We start from the raw sequence: 26933 nt of genomic DNA on the forward strand, positions 1-26933 counted from the left end.
CCACTGATTAAAGTTTCAATTTATACAAGGGTATATACAAATTATGAGATTATTAGACAGAAAATTTAGAAAAAAGAAGGGTTTTTCATCTACTTTCTATAATTATATAAGTATAATCTTTATGTGGAAAAGAGGGGTATATATAATGGAAGTAACAAGTAAAACAGAATCTGTTGTTGTGAAATATGAAGGGCGCGTAGCAACGGTTATGGTCAATCGTCCAGAGGTGTTAAATGCATTAGATGAGCCAACGTTAAAAGAGTTATTACAAAAGTTGAAAGAAGTGGCGGAAAGTTCTGTTCACGTTGTTGTGTTATGCGGAAGTGGCCGTGGTTTTTCGGCGGGTGGAGATATTAAATCCATGCTTTCAAGTAATGATGAAAGTAAGTTTGAAGGCATCATGAATACAATTTCTGAAATCGTTGTGACGTTATATACGATGCCAAAGCTTGTTATTAGTGCAATTCATGGGCCGACTGCTGGGCTTGGATTAAGTATTGCATTAACAGCTGATTATGTCATGGCAGATATATCATCAGTTATTGCGATGAACTTTATTGGAATCGCTTTAATTCCAGATGGTGGTGGCCATTTCTTCCTTCAAAAGCGCGTCGGTGAAAATATGACGAAGAAGATCATTTGGGAAGGGAAGAAATTATCAGCGACAGAAGCGCTAGATATCGGTTTAATTGATGAAGTAATCGGTGAGGATTTCCAAACGGCTGTGAAGCAAAAAATTAATGAATGGTTACAAAAACCGATTAAGGCGATGATCCAAACGAAACAAATTTTATGTGAAGTGAATCGCTCTAATTTAGAACAAACGCTGCAGCTTGAAAAACGCGGTCAATATGCGATGAGACAAACAGCAGATCATAAAGAAGGTATTGCTGCTTTTTTAGAAAAGCGTCTACCATCATTTAAAGGGGAATAAAGTGAAACTTTAATCCGCGGGGGATTTGTTTATCCCACGCGGATTATTAGTCTTACTGCCCGTTAATTCGAGATAAAGGGAAGAAAGTGCTAACACATTTTAGTATAATTGTGTTAGCACTTTTTTTAGGAGTAATAAATGAAGAAAATTATCGGTGTTATCGTTATTATCTTACTTACATATTATGCTTTGCATAGTACACCATCTCTTGCGGTACGGACTGCATTATTCTTTGAAGGACATCCAACTGTTGCTTTCTCTGGTGAAGTGAAGAAAGAACGGGATGTGAAAAAAGAGGCGATTCCTGATGAGTATCAAACCTTATACGGCGATAAGAAAGAAGAACCAGAGGATTACTTCTTTCCGGTAGTAAGGGCGCACGGATCAGGAATTGATATGTTAAGTGCTTGTGTGAAAAAAGAGTGGTTTTTCTATAAAGCAGAGCTCGGGTGTTATTAAAAATAGGAGGAAAAGTGATGGTAACTTATAACAAGTTAGTAAGAGATCGTGTCCCGGAGAAAATTTTAATGTCTGGAAAAACATATACAGCACAAAAATTAACAGGACAAGCTTACATACAAGCGTTAGCGAAAATTGGTACAGAAGAAATTCGTGAATTTGCTTCGATGAAGGATCGTGAACATGCGTTAGATTCACTTGCAGATGCACTTGAAGTTATTGTTTCATTAGCTCGCGCAGAAGGTGCAACAATTGAAGATGTAGAGCGTATTCGTAAGCAGAAAGAAGAAGAGCGCGGTGGGTTTGCAAGAGGCATTTATTTATTAGATGTTTCAGAAGAATAGTTTGATAGGAAAAGCATAGCGCCCGTGAATTGCGCTATGTTTTTTTGTTAAAGTGAATTTTATTATAATTTAGAAAATTGAGCCATATGAGTAGAGGTTTCCTAGTAAATTTTGTATACTGAATAGTAGAGAAAATGAGGAGGAAACGATAATGGCACATCATGCACAAGAAACGATGGAACTCATTAAGGAGCTTGTCTCTATTCCGAGTCCGTCTGGAAATACAGCGAAAATCATTCGTTTTATTGAAAACTATGTAAGTGAGTGGAATGTAGAGACGAAGCGTAATAATAAAGGCGCTCTTATTTTAACGGTTAAAGGGAAGAATGATGAGCAGCATCGTTTATTAACTGCACACGTTGATACGTTAGGTGCAATGGTGAAAGAAATTAAGCCTGATGGCCGTCTTAGTCTATCTATGATTGGTGGATTTCGTTGGAACTCTGTAGAAGGGGAATATTGCGAAATTGAAACGTCAAACGGTAAGAAGTATACAGGTACAATTTTAATGCATCAAACTTCTGTCCATGTGTACAAAGATGCAGGGGAAGCGAAGCGCGATGAGAAAAATATTGAAGTTCGTATCGATGAGCGTGTCTTTTCAGCAGATGAAGTACGTGAGTTAGGAATAGAAGTAGGAGACTTCGTTTCATTTGATCCACGCGTTCAAATTACAAAGAGTGGATACATAAAATCACGTCATTTAGACGATAAAGTAAGTGTAGCAATTCTATTAAAATTAATTAAAAGATTACAAGATGAAAAGGTAACATTACCATATACAACACATTTCTTAATTTCTAATAATGAAGAAATTGGGTACGGTGGTAACTCTAACATCCCAGAAGAAACTGTTGAATATTTAGCAGTTGATATGGGAGCGTTAGGTGATGGCCAAGCATCTGATGAATATACAGTATCTATTTGTGCGAAAGATTCTAGTGGCCCATACCATTATGCATTACGTAAACATTTAGTTGAACTTGCGAAAGTGAATAATGTTGAATATAAAGTAGATATTTATCCGTACTACGGATCGGATGCATCAGCTGCGATTCGTGCTGGATTTGATGTGAAACATGCGCTAATTGGAGCGGGTATCGATTCTTCTCATGCATTTGAACGTACACATGAAAGCTCCATCGCTCATACAGAAGCATTAGTGTATGCATATGTAATGTCTAATTTAATTGAAGACTAATTTCATAGAAAATAGAGAGGGCTGATTGAAAATATTATTTTTAATCAGCTTTTTATTTGGGGGAAAAGATGAAGAAACTATTGATGGGTAGTATCGTTGTAAGTTTAGCGTTAAGTGGATGTTCTAAAGAAAGCGTAGGGGAAAAAGAAGTGACGAAGGTAGAGGATACCCAGGAAAAGAAAAAAGAGAGTGGGAAAATCCAAGGATCACAAATAAATCCGCAGGTGCAAAGTCGTTATACTGTTTCCATGAATTCTACTGAGGGTGAAACGTATACTTTGCATGTATTTGCGAATAACGAAAAGCATGAAACGCAAAAAGAAGTTTGGGTCGGTGCACAAGAAGGGGATCAAATATATACAGGTGAATATCAGCTTGCCTTACAATCTACAAGTGCGACATTATATTTGCAAGAGGCACAAATTGGAGAGTTTACATTTAATACGTCTAGAAAAAATGGCTTTGTTAGTAAAGGTACACCAGATTTTTTTGTAGCGTTGCAGCGTGAGTCTTCTAATTTATCTACAGCGAAAGTTTTCTATATTCATAAAGGGAAAGTACTCGAAGTGAAAATTGGCGAAGGGGACCTAGGTATTGCAGGAACTTGTTTTAAAGCTTTAGATAAGGGGGAATTTCTTGTTGGAAATTACGATAACGGAGAAGGAATGTGGTACTTTTCGACTTTCCAAACAAATCTCGATACGGGAGAAGCGAAACTAGTTAGTGAGAAAAAACTTCCTTTAGAAGAAGGAAGAAAATATGAAGAAGACAATTTTAAGTAATTGAATTATATCCCGATATAGTAAGGCGCCCACATCAAAATTCGAAAATACGTAAAAATTATGATGGATGTGGGCTAATAATTAGTGGGGATGGACGTCTATAATGAGTATCGTTTCATTGTATCTATATTTATTATTCTCTATATATTCATTTTTAATAATATGTATAGGAAACGTATTTACTATAGGGATAGAATGTTATAAACTATTGTAGGAGTTATTTACCAATTAATATTTTTAATATTAGTTTGATTAAGAGAATTGTATAATGTGAGATTTTGAGAGGAGATTTGTTTTCATGAAGTACAAAGCAATCGCTGCAGGTATATTAGCAGCAAATTTATTGGTATATCCAATTAGTAGTTTAGCAGAAACGAAGAAGTTTTCAGATGTTCCAGATAACGCATGGTCAAAAGACGCAATTTACTATTTAGTAGAGAGAAATGTAATTAGCGGTATGACGGACAGTACTTTTGCACCACAGGGTCTTTTAACACGTGCTGAAGCAGCGACAATTGTAGCGAAAGCAATTGGATTAAACGTTAATCCAGCTGCGAAGCCATCTTTTAACGATTCAAAAGATCATTGGGCAGCTCAGTATATTGCAGCAATTGAAAAAGAGAATATTATTGCAGGGCGAGAAGCAGGTGTATTTGATCCTGATGGGAAAGTAACACGTGCTGAGATGGCATCTATGCTTGTGAAGGCTTATAAATTACAAGGTTTGGTAAAAGCCCCAGTAACGAATAAATTTACTGATTTAGAAGGTCATTTCGGTAAAGAAGCAGCAAATATTTTAGTAGTGTTAGAGATTTCTGCTGGTACAGGGAAGACAACTTGGAGTCCAGATCTTTCTATACCACGTGAACAAGCTGCACAAATGACGTATAAAGCGGACAAGCTAAGCAAAAATAATGATAATGTTAGTAAACCAGAAACAGAGAAGAAAATGTATATAGATCGCAAGTTTATTACATATCACCAACCATCTTTATCATCAGGAATCACTGACGTGCAACATGATCCACAAACGGTTGTAGTAAAAGAAGAGCGTGATGGATGGATTAAAATTGTAACGAGTAAAGGTGAGAAATGGACACCTTTAACAGAAAAAAAAGAAGCTATTAATGAAGGATTTACTGCGTATGCAGAAGCTACACATTCTTCTAAAGTGGTAGGGAAATATGGAGCGCAAACAGTAACGGTTATTGAAGAAAAAGATAGCTGGATTCGTATCCGTACAAATAGTGGCTTCCAATGGGTAGATAAAAATCAATTAAACCCAGTAAAACAAGGTAATTTCTTAGAAGGAAAAGCAATTATTATTGATCCAGGTCATGGTGGAATTGACTCGGGGAATCCTGGTTATTATGAGAAAGAAAGTCAAACCGTATTAGATGTATCATTACGATTACAGAAAATATTTGAGAAAAAGACACCGTTTACTGTGTTATTCACTCGTACAGATGATACTCGTCCAGGAGTAGACTCAACAGATTCATTGAAAAAACGAGTAGAGTTTGCACAGAAAAATAATGGAGATATTTTTGTAAGTATCCATGCTAATGGTTCTGACTTGAAAAATGGACAAGGTACAGAAACGTTCTATTATCAGTCAGCAACGACAAGAGCAACTAATCCAAATACAGAAGAAAGTCGTTTATTAGCAGAGAAGATTCAAAAACGTCTTGTAGAAGCGCTGGGAACAAAAGACCGTGGCGCGAAACCAAAGGACTTATACGTAACTAGAGAAAATACAATGCCAGCTGTATTAGCAGAATTAGCATTTGTAGATAATAAAAGCGATGCTGATAAAATTGCTACACCAGAACAGAGACAAAGTGCAGCAGAAGCTATTTATCAAGGTATTTTAGATTACTACGAAGCAATGGGTAATGACGTATCTTCGTACCGTTAATAAATAGAGAGAATGATAGAAGAGATTGCCAGAGGCAGTCTCTTCTATTTGTTAAATGAATTATAAAGGTTTCTCTTTACTTCGGGCATATGATATCATTAAATTTTATGTGAAAAAGTATTCGAGTAATTGTAATCATAACAATTTAAAATGATAAAGGATGATCATAGATTGAATAATCATAGTAAAACACCTGCATGTATATATACGTATGCGTTTCGCGAAGAGGAGCGTGCTTTATGTTACTTGGAAATGCGCTCGTTCTTTGGGATGGAGTCTCACGTTAATATTTTGAAAAGTGAAGTCAAGATTGCTCCGAGTAGAAGTCCGTTTATTAAAGAGCGCGTTGAGGTTATGTATGAAGGAGACGACTTAGAAAGCATCTTGAAACAAGTGGAACAAATTGACTTGGCGGGAGCGACGTTCAAAGTCATCTTCGTTAAAATTAATGACCTTGTTGGAGAAAATAAAATTGAATATGGGGAAAGACGCCTTATTGAACGAGACCTTGGCATGCATATTGAAGGAGAAGCGGATGTTCGTAATCCAGAGCGTGTATTCGGGATTGTTCCTCTTGGAGGACGCTGGTACTTCGGACACTATGTAGAAAGTGATCCGGTTTGGTATCATCATATAAAAAAACCGCATAGCTATTCGACATCACTGAGCACACGTGTTGCTAGAGCTGTCGCAAATATCGCTGTACCAAACCCAGAGGGAGTGCGAGCAATTGACCCGTGCTGCGGTATTGGAACAGTAGTAGTAGAAGCACTTTCTATGGGGATTAACATCGTTGGTAGAGATATAAATCCACTTGTAGTTCTTGGAACGAGAAAAAACATCGCACATTTCGGGTTTGAAGGAACAGTAACAAAAGGCCCAATTGAAGAAATTACTGAGAACTACGACGTCGCAATTATCGATATGCCGTACGACCTATTTACGCACGCAACACCAGAAGATCAACTCTCGATTCTTTCAAGTGCGCGCCGCATTGCAAAAAAAGTAGTCGTTGTCACGATGGAAACAATGGACGACATGATTCATGAAGCGGGATTTGAAATTTCAGACCGCTGTATCACAAGAAAAGGATCATTTTCTAGACAAATTCTTGTTTGTGAATAGGAAAGGTCACCCGTTTATTAAATTTAGATAATAAATTACAGGATAGTTAGTCCATTATGAGGCTGATTATCCTTTTTTATTTATATAATGAATGAGATAAATAAAGGATGTGGAAAGACGAGAAACTAAATGCATTGGACAACCCTTACTGGTTGTGTCGTGCTAACGGTAATTGTCTATTAGCAGTAGAGCCCCCTTGCTTTACAACAAACGACGGAAAACCTTGTTTTGACTTAGCAGTTGGTATGACAAGATTTGATGTAAAAAAATATGAGCTGCATATAGAAAGTGCAACCAAAATGATTGAAGCTTCAAAGGAATATGGTCGCCAAGATATGGTCGAAGCAAACGAAAAGAACTTAGAAAGATACAAAAACATTTACGAAACGATTAAAAACGGAAATGTCATTTTTGGACGTTTTGAACGTGTGAAGAGACAGTTAGAGGGCAAGAAAAGGAAAGGTGTTAAACGTGGATAATTTTAATCGTGAAGAGCAATTGAGGCAGCTACACGAAAAAAGAAATCAAACAACTAAAATTAAAGTTGAGGAAGCTATTAAACGCTTATTTAACCACAAATACAAAAACTCCATTTTGAATAAAGATTGATCAAAATGGAGTTACTCTTTTTAGCTAAGTATGAGATTTTTATAAAAAAGTTTGATTATTTTACTGAGCCTTAATGAATAATATTTCAAGAATACCAATAAAAAGCATAATCAGTCATAACTGAAGAATCACCCAACTGATGTAACATAGCTGAAATATTCCCTCTATGATAGGTTCCATGATTCACAACGTGTAAGACCATTTCAGATATACTTGTTTCTCTTAATCCTGCCCATGGATTATCCAACATTATTCTCTTTTCCATATCTTCCTGTCTGTTCAAAAAGGTTTTAAACCGGGATGTTAAAGTGTGAAATTCCGTTTCTAAGTCTTCAATGGGCAGTTTCTCAATCTTTTCTTGAATTTGAAATGAAGATTGCATTGCTTCGTTCATACTCTGACCCTCGAGGGTATGAAGCCATCCATATTCCACCAAATAGAGATGCGATAAAACCTTTGAAACAGAAGAAAAGACACTTTTCATTTCCTTTTGATATTTCTCAGGAGAAAGTGTCTTAAGATGATCAATAATCAGTTGATTTGCCCATACATGATAGCTATATAGATTTTCTACATGATTGGCCATACAATCGCCTCCTTATCATCACGTTTTTTAATGTTCTTTATCAGAATGAATTATTCCTTTAAATATTATTACTTATCTGATGAGATCTTCAACTAACCTGCCCCGTTAGTTGAAGTACATTTCTTCACAATGTTTATCGTTAGATTAACATAAATATCCAACAAGAAAACATCAAACTTTATTATAAATAATCAATCTTTTTTACAAAGCTACACTTGTGACAAAAAAGCTTATTTTTTCATTTTGGGATAATTCTGAATTCTTAAGTTGATGGGCATGCCTGTTTGGGTGACCTTTTTTTAGTTTGTATCAATGTGTGATTAGTTGGTAGCTTAGATGGGTGATTTGCCGGGATTTGTTGAATAGACGATATATCTCGAGAGTAATTTTGTTAGTAAATTACTCTTCTTTCGTTGTCTCTTGTTGTGCGATTAATAAATTGCGTAATACGTGTGCGCGGTAACTTTCTAGTTTTCGTCCTTCATGATAGCGAACACCTAATTTTTTAAGCTCAGCTACGTACCAGCCCTTTGTTCCGTAATACATTGGATCACTTCCTTTTTTCTTTTGAACAGTATATGTGGCGAGGTGAGAGAATTTTCTTTTTTTATTCATGAAATTTGCGAAAACGAACATTGAATATTCAGTCTTATTGTATTATGATTAACTTATTATCGGATGACAGTGATTAGCCTCTCTGTAAGCCCGGGTTTACTTTTGTTCAATTGAATAGCGGAGCTTCTTTCCACTTGAACTTCCTTAGCAGGAGGACGAGCCATACGGATAGAGACAGTAAAATCCAATGTAAATGTGTACATTGTTTTTCTGGCTCTTTTTATTTTTTAGTCAAAGTAGGAGGGGATTTTTAGAAAGCGTTGTCAATGGAGTATGGTGCACGTTCACGCTAATGGAGGGGCTGGTGAATTGTTTGGCTAAAGAGAAAAAGGAGTTACAGAAGGATTTAAAAACTCGGCATATAACAATGATTTCGATCGGCGGGGTTATCGGTGGTGGTTTGTTTGTAGGAAGTGGAACGATTATTCAATCGACGGGTCCAGCAGCGATTTTGTCCTATATTATCGGCGCTTTAATGGTTGTGCTCGTGATGCGGATGTTAGGAGAGATGGCAGCGGAAAATCCTGATAGCGGTTCTTTTGCAACGTATGCGAATAAAGCAATTGGGCCGTGGGCAGGGTATACGATTGGGTGGTTATATTGGTTTAACTGGGTCATTATTATCGCAATTGAAGCGGTGCTTTTAGGCGTGATGATTAACAATTGGTTCCCGTCGGTTCCAGCATGGCTGGCGAGTTTATGTATGGTCCTTTTAATGACGATGACGAATGTATATTCAGTAAAACTCTACGGTGAGTTTGAATATTGGTTAGCGTTTATTAAAGTTATTGCGATTGTTGCGTTTTTAATTTTAGGAGTTTCGATGTTTTTTGGACTTGTTCCGGGAGTGGAGAGACCGAGTCTCGCTATGGTTACGGAAAATGGAGGCTTCTTCCCGAATGGAATTGTTCCTGTCTTACTGAGCGTTGTATTTATTTCTTTCTCTTTATCGGGAAGCGAAGTCGCCGCGATTGCAGCCGGGGAATCGGAAAATCCAGAGAAGAATGTTATACGAGCTATTAATAGTGTAGTATGGCGCCTTATGCTTTTCTTCGTAGGTTCGGTAACGATTTTAGTTATGTTTATTCCGTGGACGGATAAGGAGTTATTAAAACTTCCGTATGCAAGTTTATTTAATATGGCAGGGGTACCTGCAGCCGCAGAAATTATGAATGGTGTTGTATTTTTATCACTACTTTCCGTTATGAACTCAGGTATATATACGAGTTCGCGTATGTTATTTTCACTTGCTAAAAAAGGCGATGCTCCGGCTAGTTTCTCACGGTTAAATAGTAGAGGGACACCGGTTGTAGCGATCTATGCAAGTATCGTATTTGCATTTATTTGCGCGATGTTGAAATTTATATCTCCTGATAAACTGTTTGCGTTTTTAGCGAATAGTTCAGGAGGGGTAACGATGCTGATGTATATGTTCGTTGCCGTTTCACATGTCAGGTTAAGACGAGAGAGGGAAAGAGACGGGGCTGGAAAGCTGAAAGTGAAAATGTGGTTATTCCCTTATCTCACATATGCAACGCTTTTAATGATTATTACGATATTTGTTTCACAAGCGTTTATAGCAGATATGCGTATGCAGTTTTACATGACATTATTAGCTATGATTCTAGTAATAATAAGTTATTTTTTAAGAGTTAGAAAGTTCGATAAGCAAAAGTTGAATGATTTTACGATTATAAAAGATTCAGAAGTTAGCATAGAAAAAGAATAAGAAAAGGGGTAATGTTCCATGTTGAAAGAGAAGAAAGATATTACAACTACAAAATCTAGCATATTACATGAAAGAAGAAAAAATGCGGTGCCAGAAGGGCCTTACAATATTACAGAGTTGTATGTGCAATCAGCAAAAGGAGCGATTATTACTGATGTAGATGGTAATGAGTTAATCGATTTTGCGGGCGGAATTGGTATGCAAAACGTCGGGCATTGTCATCCGAAAGTAGTAAAGGCGATTCAAGATCAAGTGGAATCTTCTATTCATAGTTGTTTTCACGTAGCGCCTTATGAAAGTTATATTGCATTAGCTGAAAGACTGAATGAGTTAACGCCAGGTGATTTTAAGAAAAAAACGATGTTTGCGAATAGTGGTGCAGAAGCAGTAGAAAATGCGGTGAAGATTGCGAGAAAAGCTACTGGAAGAAGCGCGATTGTTTCGTTTGAGCGTGCATATCACGGACGTACACTTTTGACGATGTCACTGACAAGTAAAGTGAAACCGTACAAGCATGGATTTGGGCCGTTTGTATCAGAAGTATACAAATTACCATATCCGTACTATTACCGCGCTGAAGAAGGACTGACACCAGAAGAAGTAGACGCGCAAGTTTTAGCGTATTTCGAACGCTTTATGTTAGAGGAAGTAGCAAGTGATAATATTGCTGCGATTATTTTGGAACCGCTTCAAGGAGAAGGTGGATTTATCGTTCCGACGACTACGTTCATGCAAGGTGTTCGAAATATTTGTGATAAATATGGAATTATTATGATTGCGGATGAAATTCAAACTGGTTTCGCTCGTACGGGCAGTTTATTTGCAATGGATCATTTCGGCGTAGCTCCTGATTTAATGACTTTTTCGAAATCAATCGCTGCTGGAATGCCGCTGAGCGCAATAACAGGAAGAGCGGATTTGATGGATGCACCTGGGCCAGGTCAATTAGGTGGTACTTTCTCAGGAAGTCCGGCTGCTTGCGCGGCTGCATTAGCTGTTTTAGATGTAATCGAAGAAGAGAATTTAGTAAATCGTGCTGTAGAAATTGGCGAGCGCATGATGGAAGTGTTTAATAGCTGGAAAGATAAATATGAACTAATTGGTGATGTCAGAGGCCTTGGTGCTATGACTGCAATTGAGCTTGTAAAAGATAAAGAGACGAAAGAGCCAGCAGCAGAAGAGGTTAAAGCGATTATGAAGGAAACGCATAGTAAAGGGGTCATTACGATAAGCGCTGGTATTTATAGTAACGTACTTCGCTTCTTACCGCCTCTCGTTATAACAGATGAACAGCTTGAAGAAGGGCTTACTATTTTAGAAGCTGCTATTGCGAAACTATCAAAATAAAAATGGTGGGGGCAGGGGAATGAGGTTTTTCAATTATATAAACGGTGAGTGGAGAGAACCTTCTACGAATGCATACGTGAAAAATTATAATCCGCATAACGGGGAAGTACTAGGTGAATTCCCGTTTAGTTCAGTAGAAGATACACGAGTAGCAATCGCATCAGCGAAAGAAGCTTTTCATAAATGGCAAAAGTTATCGTTTCAAGAAAGAGCAAGTTATTTATGGAAAGCGGCAGCTATTTTAAAAGAAAAGGTAAATGAAATTGGCCGGGATGTAACAAGCGAAGAAGGAAAGACGATTGCGGAAGGAATAGGAGAGACGAAGCGGGCGATTAGCATTCTTGAATATTATGCAGGGGAAGCAAATCAGCCGATCGGAGAGCTCATCCCGTCTGCTAATGAAAGTACAATGCTTTACAGTAAACGTGTAGCAGTAGGGCCAGTTGGATTAATTACACCGTGGAACTTTCCAATTGCGATTCCAGCGTGGAAAATGGCGCCGGCACTTATTTACGGAAATACGATTGTCATTAAGCCGGCTGAAGTTACGCCAAAATCGGTGTACCATCTTGTAAATGCCTTTCATGAGGCAGGCATTCCAGCAGGCGTTATAAATTGTGTATTCGGAAAAGGCTCTGAAGTTGGAGCAGAATTAACGGGAAATCCGGATATAAAAGCGGTATCCTTTACTGGTTCTAATCACGTTGGAAACATCATTCAAAAAGCAGCGGTTGAAACTCAGAAAAAAGTACAATTAGAAATGGGCGGAAAAAATCCGTTAGTTGTATTAAAAGATGCCGATATTGAAAAGGCGGTAAGTATTGCGATAAAAGGTGCGTTTATGTCAACAGGGCAAAAATGTACTGCAACAAGTAGAGTAATAGTCGAAGAGGACATTTATGAAGCGTTCAAGGGTCGGCTGTTGCAGCGCACTGAAGCTCTTACAGTTGGGAACCCGCTAGAACCGGATACATTTATGGGCCCATGTGTTTCCAAGGGTCAGCAGCAATCTATTTTATCGATGATTGAAGTAGGAAAAGGAGAGGCTTCTTTACTGTATGGAGGCAGCGTGCCAGGCGAATCTGAACTGGAGCGAGGGTGCTATGTTTTACCGACTATTTTTGAAAATGTCGATAAAGATGCACGCATCGCGAGAGAAGAGATTTTCGGTCCAGTTATATGTTTATTTAAAGTGAATAGTTATGAAGAAGCAGTTTCTTTAGCGAATGATACAGAATACGGACTCAGTGCATCGATTTGTACGAATAATTTAAGTTTATCGCAAAGGTTTATTGATGATATGGAAGTCGGAATGGTACACGTGAATTCAGAAACTGCAGGAGCAGAACCACAAGTTCCGTTTGGCGGAATGAAAAACTCTAGTGCTGGCCCACGTGAACAAGGAAAAGCGGCGAAAGAATTTTATACGAGAATAAAGACAGTATACGTAGATCAAGTATAAGCGATAAAAAACATAGTAACGGAGGATGAAATATGCGTAAAGGGACATTTTTTATGGCAGGACATTCGAGACTTCCGAAAGGGATGGCTGTTCGCAGTATGTACGAGACACTAACAATTACAATTGAGGCAGATCATAAATATCATGTCATTATTGAAGCGTCATGTACGCTTGCGACAGAGCATGGTAGAGACTTCGTCGCTCAAATGTTGAGAGGACATAGTTTGCAAGATGGTATTGAAGAAATCGTTCAAGATATTATGGACCATTATCAAGGAAAAGCGCAAAATGCTATCGTTAGTGCGGTAAAGGATTTACATCGCCAATACGTAAGTTATTTAAATGATGAACAGCCCAGAGGAGAGTACGAGGAAACAACACCATAAAAACTGTCTAGTTTGTATAGCTATAAACGAGAGCCAGTTGTATTTCTTTTAAAGGGATACGACTGGTTTTTTATATTGAGGAGGCAAGGAATATGAAAAAGTTAAATGAAGCGCAAGTTGTAAAACAAGAGATGAAAAAAAGAGGGTGCGTAGAAAGTAAGGGGATTTTTAAAACGTATAAAGTATGTCGAGAAAATAATAAAAAACGAATTGACAGTTAGAATATTATGAATTATTATTTAATTAATAAGATCCATACGAGAAATTAGCCTTCTCTATATTCGATCTTGCTTTCCTGTTTTACAAATATTTTCATACAAACTGTCTATTATTATTGTACTTTAAGAGATTAAAGAACACTCGTAATTATGAGCCAGTTGTACGTTTCTACGATTTTATGTCGTGGATGCGTATGACTGGCTTTTTTGATGTTAGGGCAGTAAGACCGAATCTCAGCATAAGAAGATAAGGATAACTGTCTGTAAAAAACGTCAATAAGTTCTTCATATTTAAATTAGGGAGGAATTGAAATGTCGATTATTACAGAACAAAGTACGAAGATGAAATTTGCAAAGAAATATGAGGGATATGAGATTGTTCCTCATCCAGAGCATAAGCGTTTATACCATATTGTGTTAAATCAGCAATTGCTTAAGCAGTTTTTTGAAGAGGTAAAAGAGCATTCAGAGCAGTCATTACAATACATTCCTTATTCTCGGTTTAATCTTGCTGATGGAATGAGAAAGATTTTTGGGCAATCATTTATGGATAACATTCGCGGCATTGTTCATGACCGTGAAACGGGCGGATTTACAATTGGGGTACAAGGTGAAACGGCAGATCCAGCAGACTACGTGAAATTTGCAACAGCGTTAACACATTTAATCGGGGAGCCAAACTTTGATGCAATGACAGGAACGTATTATGCTAGATTTAATGTGAAAGATACAGATAGCAGTGATTCTTACCTTCGTCAAGCATACCGATTGTTTACACTTCATACAGACGGTACATTCGTTGATGAACCGACAGATTGGCTTCTTATGATGAAAATTGAAGAGCAAAATGCAGTAGGAGGGGAATCCCGTTTACTACATTTAGACGATTGGGAAGATCTTCAGAAATTTAGAAATCATTCGCTCGCATCTGTTAAAGTTACGTATAAAGCACCACCAAGTAAAAATGCGCAAGAAATCGTCTATCGTGAAACGTTTTTTGATGTGAATAACGCACCATGTATTTGTTTTATTGATCAGTTCGCTTATCCAGATAATATTGAACAAGCAAACTATCTGAAAGACTTATCATATTCTGTTGAAAACTCACCAGCAACACATGCATTGAAATTACCAATTGGTGACTTAGTTCTGTTAAACAATTTATTTTGGATGCACGGAAGAGCTGCGTTTGAGAAAAATAAAGATTTATATAGAGAACTAATGCGTCAACGTGGTTGTTTTTCTAAATAATATGTACGGCGGGTCTTTTAAAGAGACCTGCCTTTTATACTATTAAGGGGGAAGTAGGATGTATGACTTTATAATTATTGGCGGAGGAATTGTTGGGCTTTCAACTGGAATGGCTTTAACGAAAAAATTCCCTCGTGCGAAAATCGCGATCATTGAAAAAGAAAAGGAACTTGCACATCATCAAACTGGACATAATAGCGGTGTAATTCACTCTGGAATTTACTATAAACCAGGGAGTTATAAAGCGAAGTTTGCTAAAGAAGGAAACGCAGCTATGGTTCAATTTTGTAAAGAAAATGACATCGCTTATGACATGTGCGGAAAAGTAATTGTCGCTACAGAAAAGGACGAACTTCCTCTTTTACATAACTTATATGAAAGAGGCTTACAAAACGATTTACATATTTCAAAAATAGATAAGGAAGAATTAGCTGAAATTGAACCTCATGTAAAAGGACTTGGGGCAATCCGTGTTCCTTCTTGTGGGATTGCTGATTATAGAGGAGTAAGTTATGCGTTTGCTCGCTTAATTCAGGAAAGCGGTGGGGAAGTACATTTTGGAACAACCGCAGAGCGTATTACTGAGAAGAAAGACGCTGTAACAATTGAGACAAATCAAGGTGTATTTAAAACGAAATTTCTCATTAACTGCGCTGGATTACATAGTGATCGCATTGCGAAAAAGACAGGAATATTAACGGATATGAAAATTGTTCCGTTTCGTGGTGAATATTACGAACTTGTCCCAGAAAAACGCCATCTCGTAAAACATTTAATCTATCCCGTTCCAAATCCAGAATTCCCGTTTTTAGGTGTTCATTTCACAAGAATGATAAACGGAGACGTACATGCAGGACCAAATGCAGTATTAAGCTTTAAGCGAGAAGGCTACACGAAAAAAGACTTCGACATAAAAGACTTCATGGAAACAATGACATACACAGGCTTCTGGAAAATGGCGATGCCAAATATGAAAGAAGGCATAAAAGAAATGGTGCGCTCATTTAGTAAACAATCATTTCTAAAAAGCTTACAGCGCCTCATACCAGAACTAACAGAAAAAGATATCGTCCCAACGCATGCAGGGGTAAGAGCACAAGCCATCTTATCAAACGGAAATATGGTTGATGACTTCTGCATTATCCCTGGCATCAATTCTCTGCATATTTGTAATGCACCATCTCCAGCCGCAACGGCTAGTATAAAGATTGGTGAGGAAATTGCTAAGCAAGTGCCGGATGTGGTGGCGGTTAGGGTTTGATGGATCCCCCGGGTTTCGGGGGGGGGTTAATTTTGGATGCTCGAGTGTCCTTGGCGGGTGCTGGTTGTGGGATTGGTTGGTGGATATGGACTTTATTCTGTATTTAGTTGGTGGTTATTGGGTGTGAAAACGCGAAGTTTGTCGAAACGTCGATATATTCGGAGTTGTGGTCGATATAATTGGATAATCGCTGATATATTTTTGTAGAGTGTGGGGTTGGTTGTAGGCCCCCACACTGATTAATGTTCTACTTCGTAAGTAATCCCATACTTCTTCAGTTTCTTATATAAATTAGCCCGGGACATACCTAATTTTTTCGCAGCGATGCTTTTGTTTCCGTACGTGTCTTCGAGAGCTTGTATAATTCTGGTTTTTTCTAAGTTCTTTTTCTCATCAGTGAGTGAACGCTCTGTATGATGAACAGATTTTTGCGAAGGCAATAGCTGCAAAATATTTGCTTCCCGTATTTCTTTCCCGTCATGAAGGACAATTAATCTTTCTATTATATTACGCAGTTCGCGAATATTACCCGGCCAAAAATATGTATGCAGTCTATTCATAGCTTCTTGATGAACGAAAGGAGCGGGCTTGTTATATTTAAAAGAAAATTCCTTTAAGAAATGATGAGTTAAGAAGGAAATATCGTCCGTCCGTTCCCGTAATGGCGGGATATGCGCTGTGAAAACATTTAATCTATAAAATAAATCAGATCGAAATGTCCCGCTGAGCACCATGTCTTCTAAAATACGATTTGTTGCGGCGATAATTCTTACGTTTATTTTTTTTGGCGTTTGTCCGCCAATCCGGTAAATTTCTTTTTCTTGTAAAGCGCGAAGTAGCTTCACTTGCATATCAAGCGGGAGTTCTCCCACTTCGTCTAAAAATAAAGTTCCTCCATTTGCTAATTCTAACTTTCCTGCTTTTCCGCCCTTAGCGGCTCCCGTATAAGCTCCTGATTCATAACCAAATAACTCACTTTCAAATAAAGCGGCAGGAATAGCACCGCAATTAATCGGGATAAAAGATTGCTTACTTCTCAGGCTTGCTTCATGAATGGCCTGGGCAAAGAGTTCCTTCCCAACGCCGCTTTCGCCTGTAATTAAAATCGTCGCATCTGTTTTTGCTACCTTTTTCATGTTGTGGATTATGTGCTGAAGTGTTGCGTTATTTCCTTTAATCGTGCTGAAGGGGTCATCTTGTTGATGTTGAATCAGTTGCTTTAATTGCTGTAATTCTTCAGAAGTGGAGGATAGTTTTTCATTTAACTTAATCGTTGCGGTAATATCTCTTTCTACAGACATAGATCCAATTAATTCATTGCTTTCGTCATAAATAGGAGTCGTACTAATTAATACGTGCTTATCTGGCCGAGGAAGATGATAAATATCCCGGACCGGTTGCCCGCTCTCAAGAACTTTCAAATTCATAATATCTTCCTTTGAAAAAAACTCTTGCACATTTCTACCGATAATATCTTCTTTCTTAATGTCATACATTTTTTCTGCTGCCTCATTCCAGTACAACATAACGCCCTTCGTATTTACGATAGAAATCGCTTCTTCCACGTAAGAGAGGAGTGTATGCAACGTTGGAACTGCAAAGTTATCGAATTGTTTCATAACGTGGCCTCCAAAAGAATTTATCCCGTAATAATGAGTAGGGGATTTATAAAAAAGTAGACAGTGGTATACAGATTTGTTGCCAAAAGGATACACCTTTTTCTGAAAAATGTAAACAAATTAACGCTCTGCACGTTGGCATGATACTTGCAATGGAAATGGTATAAAGATATGAAGGAGAGATAGAAATGAAGGTTAGTAAAATATACACAACAATTGATGCTCACGTAGCTGGGGAACCACTTCGAATTATTACGGGCGGAGTGCCAGTGATAAAGGGAGAAACACAACTAGAAAGACGCGCGTACTGCATGGAACATTTGGATCATCTTCGTGAGATTCTTATGTATGAACCGAGAGGACATCACGGAATGTACGGTTGTATCATTACTCCGCCTGCAAGTCCTCACGCTGATTTTGGCGTGTTATTTATGCATAATGAAGGCTGGAGTACGATGTGTGGTCATGGCATTATTGCTGTTATTACAGTTGGAATTGAAACGGGTATGTTTGAAGTGACAGGTGAAAAACAAAAATTCATTATTGATAGCCCTGCTGGGGAAGTTATTGCGTACGCAAAATATAATGGGAGCGAAGTAGAGTCAGTATCGTTTGAAAACGTTCCTTCGTTCGTATATAAGAAAGACGTTCCTATCAAAATAGATGACTATGAATTCCAAGTAGATATCGCGTTTGGCGGAGCATTCTACGCTGTTGTAGACTGTAAAGAATTTGGTTTGAAAGTAGATTTCAAAGACTTATCTGCTATTCAAACGTGGGGCGGTAAAATTAAACATTATATTGAAAGTCAAATGGAAGTAAAGCACCCACTTGAAGAAGATTTAAAAGGAATATACGGCGTTATTTTCTCAGATGAACCGAAAGAAAAAGACGCTACTTTACGAAATGTCACGATCTTTGCTGATGGGCAAGTAGACCGTTCCCCTTGTGGCACAGGAACTTCCGCAAGAATCGCAACCCTTTTTGAAAAAGATGCCTTACAAAAAGGAGAGATTTTCATCCACGAATGCATTACTGACGGCAAATTTGAGGGAGAAGTATTGTCGGTAACAGAAGTAGATAAATATGAAGCTGTCGTTCCGAAAGTAACGGGAAATGCATTTATTACAGGATTCCATCAGTTTGTTGTAGATCCGAGGGATGATTTGAATCGGGGGTTTTTGTTAGCTTAATGTTTTCTTAAGGGAGGGACCTTTGGATGAAGTGGTGGCGAAAACAAAATTTACCTGTGAAAATTTTGATAGGGGCATTAATCGGTATTGTTTTAGGTATAGCATTTGGACCGAAAGTAGCTGTTTTAAAGCCGATTGGGGATATATTTATTCGCTTATTACAAATGATTATTGTTCCTTTAACTTTTTTAAGTATCGTCTCAGGTATCGCGCAGCTTGAAAATCCGAAAATGTTAAGGGCGATTGGCGGCAGAATTTTTATTTACTATGCAGTCACAGCGGTATTAGCGACAAGCATTGGCGTAGTGATCGCTTTTATTATCAACCCTGGTAAAGGAGTAGAAGGTCTTCTTGCGAATGGGCAGAACTTTAAAGAAGAGAAGTTTAGTTTTGTAGATAATATCGTGCAATGGTTTCCTTCTAACGTCATTCAAGCAGCTTCAGAAACGAGTATGCTTCAAATTATTATCTTTGCTATTTTTGTCGGGGTGGCACTTATTCTTCTTGGGGATCAAGCGAAAGGAATTCGTAAATTAGTGCATGAAGGATCAGGAGTCATGATTAAAATTGCAGAGCTCGTTATCGGATTTGCCCCATACGGAATTATGGCGTTAATTGCTCATGTAGTTGGCACATTTGGAGCTGACATGCTTACTGCAGTCGTTAGTTATGTAGTAGCTGATTATTTATCATTGCTACTCATTGTGTTCATTATGTACCCAATTGTACTGAAAGTTTTCGGGAAGATAAGCCCAATTCATTTCTACAAACAAGTGAGTCCAGCTATGCTCGTAGCTGCTAGTACGACATCAAGTAGCGCAACGCTTCCAGTAACGATGGAAGTTGCGCAAAAAAGACTTCGTATCCCTGAATCGGTAGCTGGTTTCACCATTCCACTTGGAGCTACTGTTAATATGAACGGACTATCAGCAGCGCTCGGTGTTTTAGCGGTCTTCGCATTAAACGTATATGGTATTCCGAGTACATTTGGGCTTATTCTGCAAACTGTATTTTTAGGAATTGTCCTTGCAGCGGGCTGCGCTGGAGTAAAAGGTGCGGACGTTATTACCGCGACCATTTTACTTTCTACACTAGGGCTCCCGCTAACAATTATCCCGATCATTGCGGCGGTTTCTCCGCTCGTTGATATGGGCCACACAGTTGTAAATATTACGGGTGATTTAGTAGGAGCGCAGGTCGTGAATGAAAATATCACATCTAGTGAAGAAAAGAATTTAGAAAAGGGTGAACAAATATGCTAGTCATAAGCGCGAACGAACAAAAAAACTTAGTAAATATGAATGAAGTCATTGAATACGCGGCGCTTGCTTTAAAAGAATTTTCAGCAGAAAGAACGATTACACCAATTCGCGGCTCATTACCATTTGCGAACGAGCAAAATACCGCATTAATTATGCCTTCAGTAGCGGAAGGACTTGAAGCACTCGGCTTAAAAGTAGTAACAGTAGCTCCTCATAATAAAAAGATAGGAAAGAAAACGATAAATGGGATCGTTATGCTATCAGATTTTCAAACGGGAGAACCGCTTGCGCTTTTAGAAGGATCCTACTTAACGATGATTCGAACGGGCGCATTATCAGGTGTAGCAACAAAACATTTAGCTCGTCATAACGCGAAAAACTTATGTATTATCGGTACAGGGGAACAAGCGAAAGGAATTGCAGAAGCTGTACTCGCCGTTAGGGACATTGAAAAAATCATTTTATATAACCGAACGGAAGAAAAAGCGTATGCATTCGCACAATATATACAAGAGAAGTTCAATAAACCAGCTTACGTCTACAGGAGTCCAAATGAAGCAATAAGCGAAGCAGACATCATCGTCACAACAACGAATGCATCCACACCAGTCTTCACAGAAACATTGCAAAAAGGCGTCCACATAAACGCCGTCGGTTCATTCAGACCGAGCATGCAAGAACTACCATCCCATGCCATCGCTAACGCAAACAAAGTAGTAGTTGAATCAAAAGAAGCAGCACTAGAAGAAACGGGTGACCTTCAAGTTCCGATAAAAGAAGGCTTATTTGAGGCAAGCAACATCCACGCCGAACTTGGTCAAATCATTAGCGGGGAAAAAGCTGGTAGAGAGAACGATGAAGAGATTACTATTTTCAAATCAGTAGGTTTAGCGGTAGTAGATATTATCGTTGCGAAGTATTTGTATGAAAAAGCGGTGGAGCGTGGAGTGGGGAATAGGATTGAGTTTTGAGGCTGCCTTTTGGTGGTCTTTTTTGTGCACTGTCGGATTGGTTGGACTTTAAAAGAATTTTGGTTGTTATTTTCATAGTGTTAAGGATTAACTATATTACTTTATAAGGAAAAAATAGTATAATCATGGTACTAGAATAGAAAGACAAATTTTGTAATAGATTTTCCAAGAAAATACTAAAAGCGGACAAAAATTGTCCACCTTCCCATGGTATAGTAATCGTGTAATGAAGTGGAAGAATAAGGATAGTTTCTATAATTGAAGGAATTAATTTTAAATAGTTTTATATTACGTTTTTATAAAGGTGGATGGGAAGTTTGAATGAACGTGAGAAAAAAACAATAAGACTTTTGTCTTTATATGACCGTCTATGTAAGGGGGACGTGTTAATAAAGAAAGATGAAAAGGATAATTTTGGAGTTCATCCAAAAACGATTCAAAGAGATTTAGATGAAGTGCTGTTATATTTAGAAATGCATCACACCAATTCATTGAGTTTAGAACATGATGGAAAAAGACAAAAATTTCATTTATCACGTAATAGTGAGATATGGTTTACAAAAGAAGAAGCTTTATCATTAGGAAAAGTCCTTTTAGAAACAAGAGCTTTTTCAAAGGATGAAATGAACACGTTGCTCGATAAGATTATCAGTCAATCGGCATCGAATGTTCGTGATTTTATTAAAGAGGTTATGAGAAATGAGCGTCATCATTATGAACCGTTGCAACATCAACGTTCTTTACTTCAAATGATATGGGATGTTAGCGATGCAGTAAGAACGAAGAAAATATTAGAAATTGAATATAAAAAAGAAGCTGCAGTAGAGGCAGTTAAAAGAAAGGTAAAACCGGTAGGAATACTGTTTTCCGAGTATTATTTTTACTTAGTAGCTTTCCCAGTAGAATATGACTTCGAGTTCCCAACGATTTATCGAATGGATCGAATTGCAAACTATGAAATTCAAGAGGAACGATTCAAAGTTAATTATACAGATCGTTTCGAAGAAGGTGAATTTCGAAAGAAGATTCAATTTATGCAATCAGGACCATTGATGGATATTACATTCCGTTTTTCAGGTGCATCATTACAGGCTGTATTAGATCGCCTCCCAACTGCACGTGTCGTATCTCAAGATGACGATGGTGCAATCATTGAAGCGAAGGTATTTGGTAAAGGAATTAAAATGTGGTTACTAAGCCAAGGACCTTTTGTTGAGGTGTTGAAGCCTGTGGAGTTTCGGGAGGAGATTAGGGAGAGTTTGGAGGAGATGTTGAAAACTTACCAAAATTAAAATTGCATAAATATTATAAGAATGAGGTTGGTAAATCCAATGAATAAGTCGGAATTAAGTGAACGAATATCTCTGTTATTAAACAAATATAAAGATGATTTGTTTTTTGGGGAAGAAATTCAAGTTTTACATAGTCGAATTAACAGTATTACGAGTAGCATTGTGGCGGTCGGGCAATTTAGTGTCGGTAAATCAGAGCTGCTAAATGCTTTGTTAGGAGAAAAACTTTTAGCGTCAAGACGGATGGAATCTACAAAAGTGACGACCCGGATTCATAAGTGTATGAATGATGAAATGAGGAATATTGTTCTACACTATAAAACTGGAGAAAAGAAAGAATTACCTATAACAGATGTAAGTGTTTTAGATCAATATACAACGTTTCAAGGAAGAGGAGAGGAAGAAGAGTTAGAGTTTGTTGATGTTTATTGGCCGTTACAGTTTTTAGATAATCAGCTTTTTTTGGTCGACACACCTGGTGCTAACTCTTTAACTGAAGAGGCATTTATTGTAACGGAAAAGGAACTTGAAAAAGCTTCTTCTGTTCTCTATTTATTTAATGGACAAAAAGGGATAGATCAAACGGATTTGTCTTTACTGAAGGATTTAATGAATCGAAGAAAAAAAGTTTTTATAGTAGCAACTCATGTTGATGGATTAACTGAAGGAGAATTGGAATCTGTCATTTGTAGTGTGCAGGATAAATTGAAACAAGAAATAGATTATTCTAAGTCTATAAAAATATATTCAGTATCTTCAACTGAAGCGCTTCAAGCAAAGCAGACAGGGGATTCAAGTTTATTAGAACGATCAAATATACAAGAGTTAGAAGAAGCTTTAATGAAGTATGTGAACAATCAGGAGTATATTGCTTCAGAAATTGAGTCTATCCATTACGATTTAGAAGTACTTGAAACAAATATTTTGGAAGCTGAAGAAGATGAGCTGGAAGAAAATGCAGAAATAGAGCGCCAGAGACAATTACGTGTACAAAGAAAGCGATTGTTATTAAATCGTGAATATGACCTTGTAAGGGAATACGGGCTAGAATTATTAGGGTATCGTGAGAAAAGTGTTTTACAGGTGATAGAAGACCTAAGGCTTGAAGTAACTCAGAATAATCAAGAATATAAAAAAGAGGTTATACAGTCGTTTGGAGATTTAAGAAAAAGACTTATGCAAGATATACGTATGAATTTTGCATCTAGTGATGATTTGAAAAGAGAGTATACGCAGTACAATGAAAAAATGAATAGAAGATATGAAGAGATATTAGGAAACTTCAAGGAGATTACTACGAAATTGTATGAGCATGTTGCAAAAACAATTGAAGAAGAAGATTCGCTGTTTATTGAAAATTTAGAGGCTGGTAAATGGAGTATTGAATTGAATTGGCCGGAATTTATACAGGAGATTAAGGAAGTTAAATTTAGAAAACGAAATATTGAAGGTGATGATAGCCTTTTTATAAATTATGAACAAGAGAGAAAAGCGATAGAAGAAGAACGTATCAAGAATCAAAAGAAATTAGTACAAATAACACTTGATGAAAAGAGCATAGAGAAAGGGAATCAGGAAATTTTAAAGGATTTGCAAGAAGACTATAATAGAAACGTTCAAAATAAGGGACAAAGGCCAGAGCCTAGAGAGCAAAGGACTAAAAAAGGAATACTCTTTTGGAGAAAAGAGGTAGTTGTTGGCTATGATTATACGGACTCGGATCGCTGGGAAAAAGATATAGAAGCTTTAAGTGAAAACTATGAGAGAGCTGTCGAAGAGAAATTAAATGAGTTTGATAATATCCGACATGAAATAAAGGCAATAAAACAAAATGTGTTAAACGAAATTGATAAATTAATAATGGAACTAGAGAATCTAGAAGACACATTGTTCGATGATTTAATGGATGTTATTGATAATCAGCAAAAAGTAGCACAAAATTTTTATAGACAGCTAGAAGATGAAATAATCGCATTATGGAAGATACAAGAAAATCATATGATGCAGCAGTTTAATTATCATACTACTAATATTGAAAAGCGATTTATTCGTTTTGTTGAGAAGGCTTTACAAGAAGAGTTGCAATTAATTCGATAAAAAAGGAATGGTTACATGAATACAAGAAATGAATGGAATCAGCATGTAGAAAATCTTAACCATAGTTTTGAGAAAGCGTTAGCCCTTACAAAAGAAACTGAAGAATATTTTGGTGACTATGTAATGATGGATGAAGAGCGAGCGATATTGAATACTCAATGGAAGAATTGGAAAGATAATCGGTTTGAAATAGTGGTTGTCGGTGAGTTTTCAACAGGAAAATCAACGTTTATAAATGCGCTTTTACGAAAAAATGTTTTACCAAGTAAAGTAACTCCGACAACAGCGACTATAAATTTTATTAGGCATGTTGAACAAGGTGATGGAACAGAAAAAGCGGTAATCAACTTTTTTAATGGAAATAAAGTAGAAGCATCTTTCGATCAACTTGAAAAGTATGTAACTGAGATGAGTGAAGAGCATAATGTTGTTGAGGAAATTTCTCATGTTGATATTTTTGTTGATTCAAAATATTTAACAGAAGGTGTTGTTATAGTTGATACACCAGGGTTACAAGCTTTACATCCTGAGCATGAAAAAATAACGAAGGAGCAAATAAAAAAATCCAATGCGAGTGTTTTATTATTTAATATGGAACAGCCAGGTAAGCGATCAGAATTTATGTTTTTGAAAGATTTATCTGATTCGATTGACCGAATTTTCTTTGTTGGAAACCGAATGGATGGTGTGCCAGAAAATGAAATTTCCGATGTAGTCAATTCATTAGAATCTGCATTAAAAGTCAATGATTATCAAAGTATTCCTGAAGAGTATGCAAAAGTATTTCCAATAAGTGCATTGCAAGCGCTTAAAGGAAGAGATAAAAATACAATGACTAAGAGATGGCAGGGATGGTCAAGTGAAGAGTTGATTGAAGCTTCTCGTTTCGCGGAATTTGAATCTCGTCTAGAAGAGTATTTATTCCAAGGCGAAAAGACTAAAGATGTAATTCGTGCACCGTATAATGCATTGAGTAGTTTCTATGAGCAACTCCAAAATAAAATGAATCAAATTGAAGTACTCATTTCAGGTGAAATAAGTATAGAGGTGTTACAAAAAGAAAAGGAAAGATTAGCAGAAGAAGTTGAACTAAGAAAGTTACAATTACAAGATCAAGAGCGAAATTTAAAAAATCTATTTCAAGATGTTGTATACGAGCATGAGAAAGATTTCAATGAGCGTAAAGAGCATGAGAAAAAGTTTTTTGTTGAGCAAATTAGTGAGATGGAACTCATTGAAGACCTAGAGGATGAAGCACCTAATATAATGATTAATTTGAATAAATCATTTCAGAAGCTAGTTGATCAAGGGATAAATGATCTATCTAATCAATTAGAGATGCAAATGAGACGAGAGATTACTGATTTTGAAGTATCTATTGAAGAGTATTCCAACAATAAAATAGAATCTTTAACGAGTAAAAAAATCATGATTGAGAAAAATCTAGCAACAGCAAGTTCTCAAACGGATATTAAATTTATAAACGAGCAGTTTTCTGAAGAAGCTGCGGCTTTAGAGGAACAAAGAGAACTGTTGAAACAAAAACAAAAATTAGAGTATGAATTAGATGGCTTGAAATCCGAGGGAAATCTGGTGAAAAGTCAGTATCAAAGAAAGGATGATTTTTTAAATAAGTTACTACAAAGTACGGATGCTACTAGAAAAGAATATGGAGTGATTAAGAAAAGAAGATTTTGGCGTGATAAGAAAGGTATGGTTGATGTACCTAGTGAAGATTATGTAAGGAAGGTGAAAGAGAAACAAGAATTAATGGACAAAAATGAAGATAAAGAAAGAAAGATTTTGGCTAGTAAAAATCAATTGGAAAATGAGCTAGCATTAAATGATTCAGAGTTTGAAACAACTCAAGATTATTTTGAGGCAAGGAAAGAATTTAAAAAAAGAAAAGAAGAGGAAAGGATAAAGAGATTAGGAGAAAGGACAAAATTAGAAGAACGTCGATTATCAAGAGAGAAAAAGAAAGTGATTCGTGAAATTGAAGATGTTTTTGAGAGCCTTCGTCGTGAATATCGATCGTTATTAAGAGGGCTCGATGCATTAACTTTAGCCCGTCAAGAAATTGAAGGGTATATTCAAAATAAAGATATAGAGCTGAATATTAAATTAAAAGATCTTGATTCAAAAGAAAAATTATTGCAAGAAAATGCTCAGAAACAAGAAGTATATAGAGGAAATTTGCAAATAGTGCGTACTAAAGCTGAACAAGAAAAAGGCAATGTAGTGAGTTTGTTAGTAGAAGCACTTTAATTAG

At 37.0% G+C, this 26933-nt stretch carries 23 protein-coding genes and 1 pseudogene; 21 read left to right on the forward strand and 3 right to left on the reverse strand.

The features are described 5' to 3' along the window. Positions 1 to 145: 145 nt before the first annotated feature. The 8 genes and pseudogenes from MHB76_RS04430 to MHB76_RS04465 all read left to right on the forward strand — a co-directional run. Entirely contained in the window at positions 146 to 934 is a 789-nt protein-coding gene (locus MHB76_RS04430) for an enoyl-CoA hydratase (RefSeq protein ID WP_016103858.1), read from the forward strand. Positions 935 to 1072: 138 nt separating this feature from the next. Continuing rightward, positions 1073 to 1393 carry a hypothetical protein gene (locus MHB76_RS04435; RefSeq protein ID WP_340985775.1) on the forward strand — a complete coding sequence of 107 codons (321 nt, stop codon included), beginning with the start codon at positions 1073 to 1075 and terminating at the stop codon, positions 1391 to 1393. A gap of 17 nt (positions 1394 to 1410) precedes the next feature. Continuing rightward, positions 1411 to 1737: a nucleoside triphosphate pyrophosphohydrolase gene (locus tag MHB76_RS04440; RefSeq protein WP_016103860.1), complete on the forward strand. Its 327-nt coding sequence runs from the start codon at positions 1411 to 1413 to the stop codon at positions 1735 to 1737. 151 nt (positions 1738 to 1888) lie between these two features. After that, positions 1889 to 2938, forward strand: coding sequence for a M42 family metallopeptidase (locus tag MHB76_RS04445; RefSeq protein ID WP_256416218.1), 1050 nt, complete (start codon positions 1889 to 1891; stop codon positions 2936 to 2938). Positions 2939 to 3006: 68 nt separating this feature from the next. Further along, on the forward strand, positions 3007 to 3720 hold the full coding sequence (locus tag MHB76_RS04450; protein WP_256416217.1) for a hypothetical protein: 714 nt from the start codon (positions 3007 to 3009) through the stop codon (positions 3718 to 3720). Positions 3721 to 4018: 298 nt separating this feature from the next. After that, entirely contained in the window at positions 4019 to 5638 is a 1620-nt protein-coding gene (locus MHB76_RS04455; RefSeq protein WP_340985781.1) for an N-acetylmuramoyl-L-alanine amidase, read from the forward strand. Between the two features lie 171 nt (positions 5639 to 5809). Continuing rightward, positions 5810 to 6763: a TRM11 family SAM-dependent methyltransferase gene (locus MHB76_RS04460; RefSeq protein WP_002201611.1), complete on the forward strand. Its 954-nt coding sequence runs from the start codon at positions 5810 to 5812 to the stop codon at positions 6761 to 6763. Positions 6764 to 6870: 107 nt separating this feature from the next. Further along, positions 6871 to 7242, forward strand: a pseudogene (locus MHB76_RS04465) (tyrosine-type recombinase/integrase); the annotation flags it as partial. 215 nt (positions 7243 to 7457) lie between these two features. On the opposite strand, the gene MHB76_RS04475 reads toward MHB76_RS04465, so the two are convergent. Both MHB76_RS04475 and MHB76_RS04480 read right to left on the reverse strand, forming a co-directional pair. Then, the gene (locus MHB76_RS04475) at positions 7458 to 7958 is read right to left on the reverse strand and encodes a DinB family protein (protein WP_016103865.1); all 501 of its coding nucleotides are present in this window, start codon (positions 7956 to 7958) and stop codon (positions 7458 to 7460) included. Positions 7959 to 8357: 399 nt separating this feature from the next. Then, positions 8358 to 8573 (reverse strand): DUF2639 domain-containing protein, encoded by a 216-nt coding sequence (locus MHB76_RS04480; protein WP_199709836.1) that lies wholly within the window; start codon positions 8571 to 8573, stop codon positions 8358 to 8360. 304 nt (positions 8574 to 8877) lie between these two features. On the opposite strand from MHB76_RS04480, the gene MHB76_RS04485 reads away from it, so the two are divergent. The 7 genes from MHB76_RS04485 to lhgO all read left to right on the forward strand — a co-directional run bounded on the left by MHB76_RS04485 (position 8878) and on the right by lhgO (position 16227). Then, entirely contained in the window at positions 8878 to 10302 is a 1425-nt protein-coding gene (locus MHB76_RS04485; RefSeq protein WP_256416214.1) for an amino acid permease, read from the forward strand. Positions 10303 to 10320: 18 nt separating this feature from the next. Next, positions 10321 to 11649, forward strand: coding sequence for a 4-aminobutyrate--2-oxoglutarate transaminase (gene gabT, locus MHB76_RS04490; RefSeq protein ID WP_199709786.1), 1329 nt, complete (start codon positions 10321 to 10323; stop codon positions 11647 to 11649). A 19-nt stretch (positions 11650 to 11668) separates the two neighbouring features. Next, a complete protein-coding gene (locus MHB76_RS04495; RefSeq protein WP_340985786.1) occupies positions 11669 to 13111 on the forward strand; it encodes an aldehyde dehydrogenase family protein in 1443 nt (480 codons plus the stop codon). A 32-nt stretch (positions 13112 to 13143) separates the two neighbouring features. Further along, on the forward strand, positions 13144 to 13497 hold the full coding sequence (locus MHB76_RS04500) for a DUF3870 domain-containing protein (protein ID WP_002134650.1): 354 nt from the start codon (positions 13144 to 13146) through the stop codon (positions 13495 to 13497). A gap of 92 nt (positions 13498 to 13589) precedes the next feature. Beyond that, on the forward strand, positions 13590 to 13718 hold the full coding sequence (locus MHB76_RS04505; RefSeq protein WP_275958484.1) for a hypothetical protein: 129 nt from the start codon (positions 13590 to 13592) through the stop codon (positions 13716 to 13718). A gap of 309 nt (positions 13719 to 14027) precedes the next feature. Further along, complete coding sequence (gene glaH, locus MHB76_RS04510; RefSeq protein WP_002114772.1) at positions 14028 to 14966, forward strand: glutarate dioxygenase GlaH; 939 nt, start codon at positions 14028 to 14030, stop codon at positions 14964 to 14966. 58 nt (positions 14967 to 15024) lie between these two features. Then, a complete protein-coding gene (lhgO, locus tag MHB76_RS04515) occupies positions 15025 to 16227 on the forward strand; it encodes an L-2-hydroxyglutarate oxidase (protein WP_340985789.1) in 1203 nt (400 codons plus the stop codon). A gap of 239 nt (positions 16228 to 16466) precedes the next feature. Here the strand turns inward: lhgO and MHB76_RS04520 are convergent, their stop codons facing one another. Next, positions 16467 to 17846 (reverse strand): sigma-54 interaction domain-containing protein, encoded by a 1380-nt coding sequence (locus tag MHB76_RS04520; RefSeq protein WP_340985793.1) that lies wholly within the window; start codon positions 17844 to 17846, stop codon positions 16467 to 16469. 188 nt (positions 17847 to 18034) lie between these two features. Here MHB76_RS04520 and MHB76_RS04525 point away from each other — a divergent pair, with 188 nt between their 5' ends. From MHB76_RS04525 to MHB76_RS04550, 6 genes are all read left to right on the forward strand, one after another. Next, positions 18035 to 19039 carry a proline racemase family protein gene (locus MHB76_RS04525; protein ID WP_340985795.1) on the forward strand — a complete coding sequence of 335 codons (1005 nt, stop codon included), beginning with the start codon at positions 18035 to 18037 and terminating at the stop codon, positions 19037 to 19039. Positions 19040 to 19065: 26 nt separating this feature from the next. Continuing rightward, entirely contained in the window at positions 19066 to 20301 is a 1236-nt protein-coding gene (locus MHB76_RS04530; protein ID WP_340985797.1) for a dicarboxylate/amino acid:cation symporter, read from the forward strand. Further along, positions 20295 to 21272 (forward strand): ornithine cyclodeaminase family protein, encoded by a 978-nt coding sequence (locus MHB76_RS04535; RefSeq protein ID WP_199709790.1) that lies wholly within the window; start codon positions 20295 to 20297, stop codon positions 21270 to 21272. The genes MHB76_RS04530 and MHB76_RS04535 overlap by 7 nt, the downstream gene beginning before the upstream one ends. A gap of 308 nt (positions 21273 to 21580) precedes the next feature. Then, the gene (locus tag MHB76_RS04540; protein WP_340985799.1) at positions 21581 to 22564 is read left to right on the forward strand and encodes a helix-turn-helix transcriptional regulator; all 984 of its coding nucleotides are present in this window, start codon (positions 21581 to 21583) and stop codon (positions 22562 to 22564) included. Positions 22565 to 22603: 39 nt separating this feature from the next. Continuing rightward, on the forward strand, positions 22604 to 24661 hold the full coding sequence (locus MHB76_RS04545) for a dynamin family protein (protein ID WP_340985801.1): 2058 nt from the start codon (positions 22604 to 22606) through the stop codon (positions 24659 to 24661). A 15-nt stretch (positions 24662 to 24676) separates the two neighbouring features. Further along, complete coding sequence (locus MHB76_RS04550) at positions 24677 to 26929, forward strand: dynamin family protein (protein ID WP_340985803.1); 2253 nt, start codon at positions 24677 to 24679, stop codon at positions 26927 to 26929. Positions 26930 to 26933: the final 4 nt, after the last annotated feature.

Source organism: Bacillus sp. FSL M7-1345, assembly GCF_038006985.1.
GTDB lineage: Bacteria > Bacillota > Bacilli > Bacillales > Bacillaceae_G > Bacillus_A > Bacillus_A cereus_U.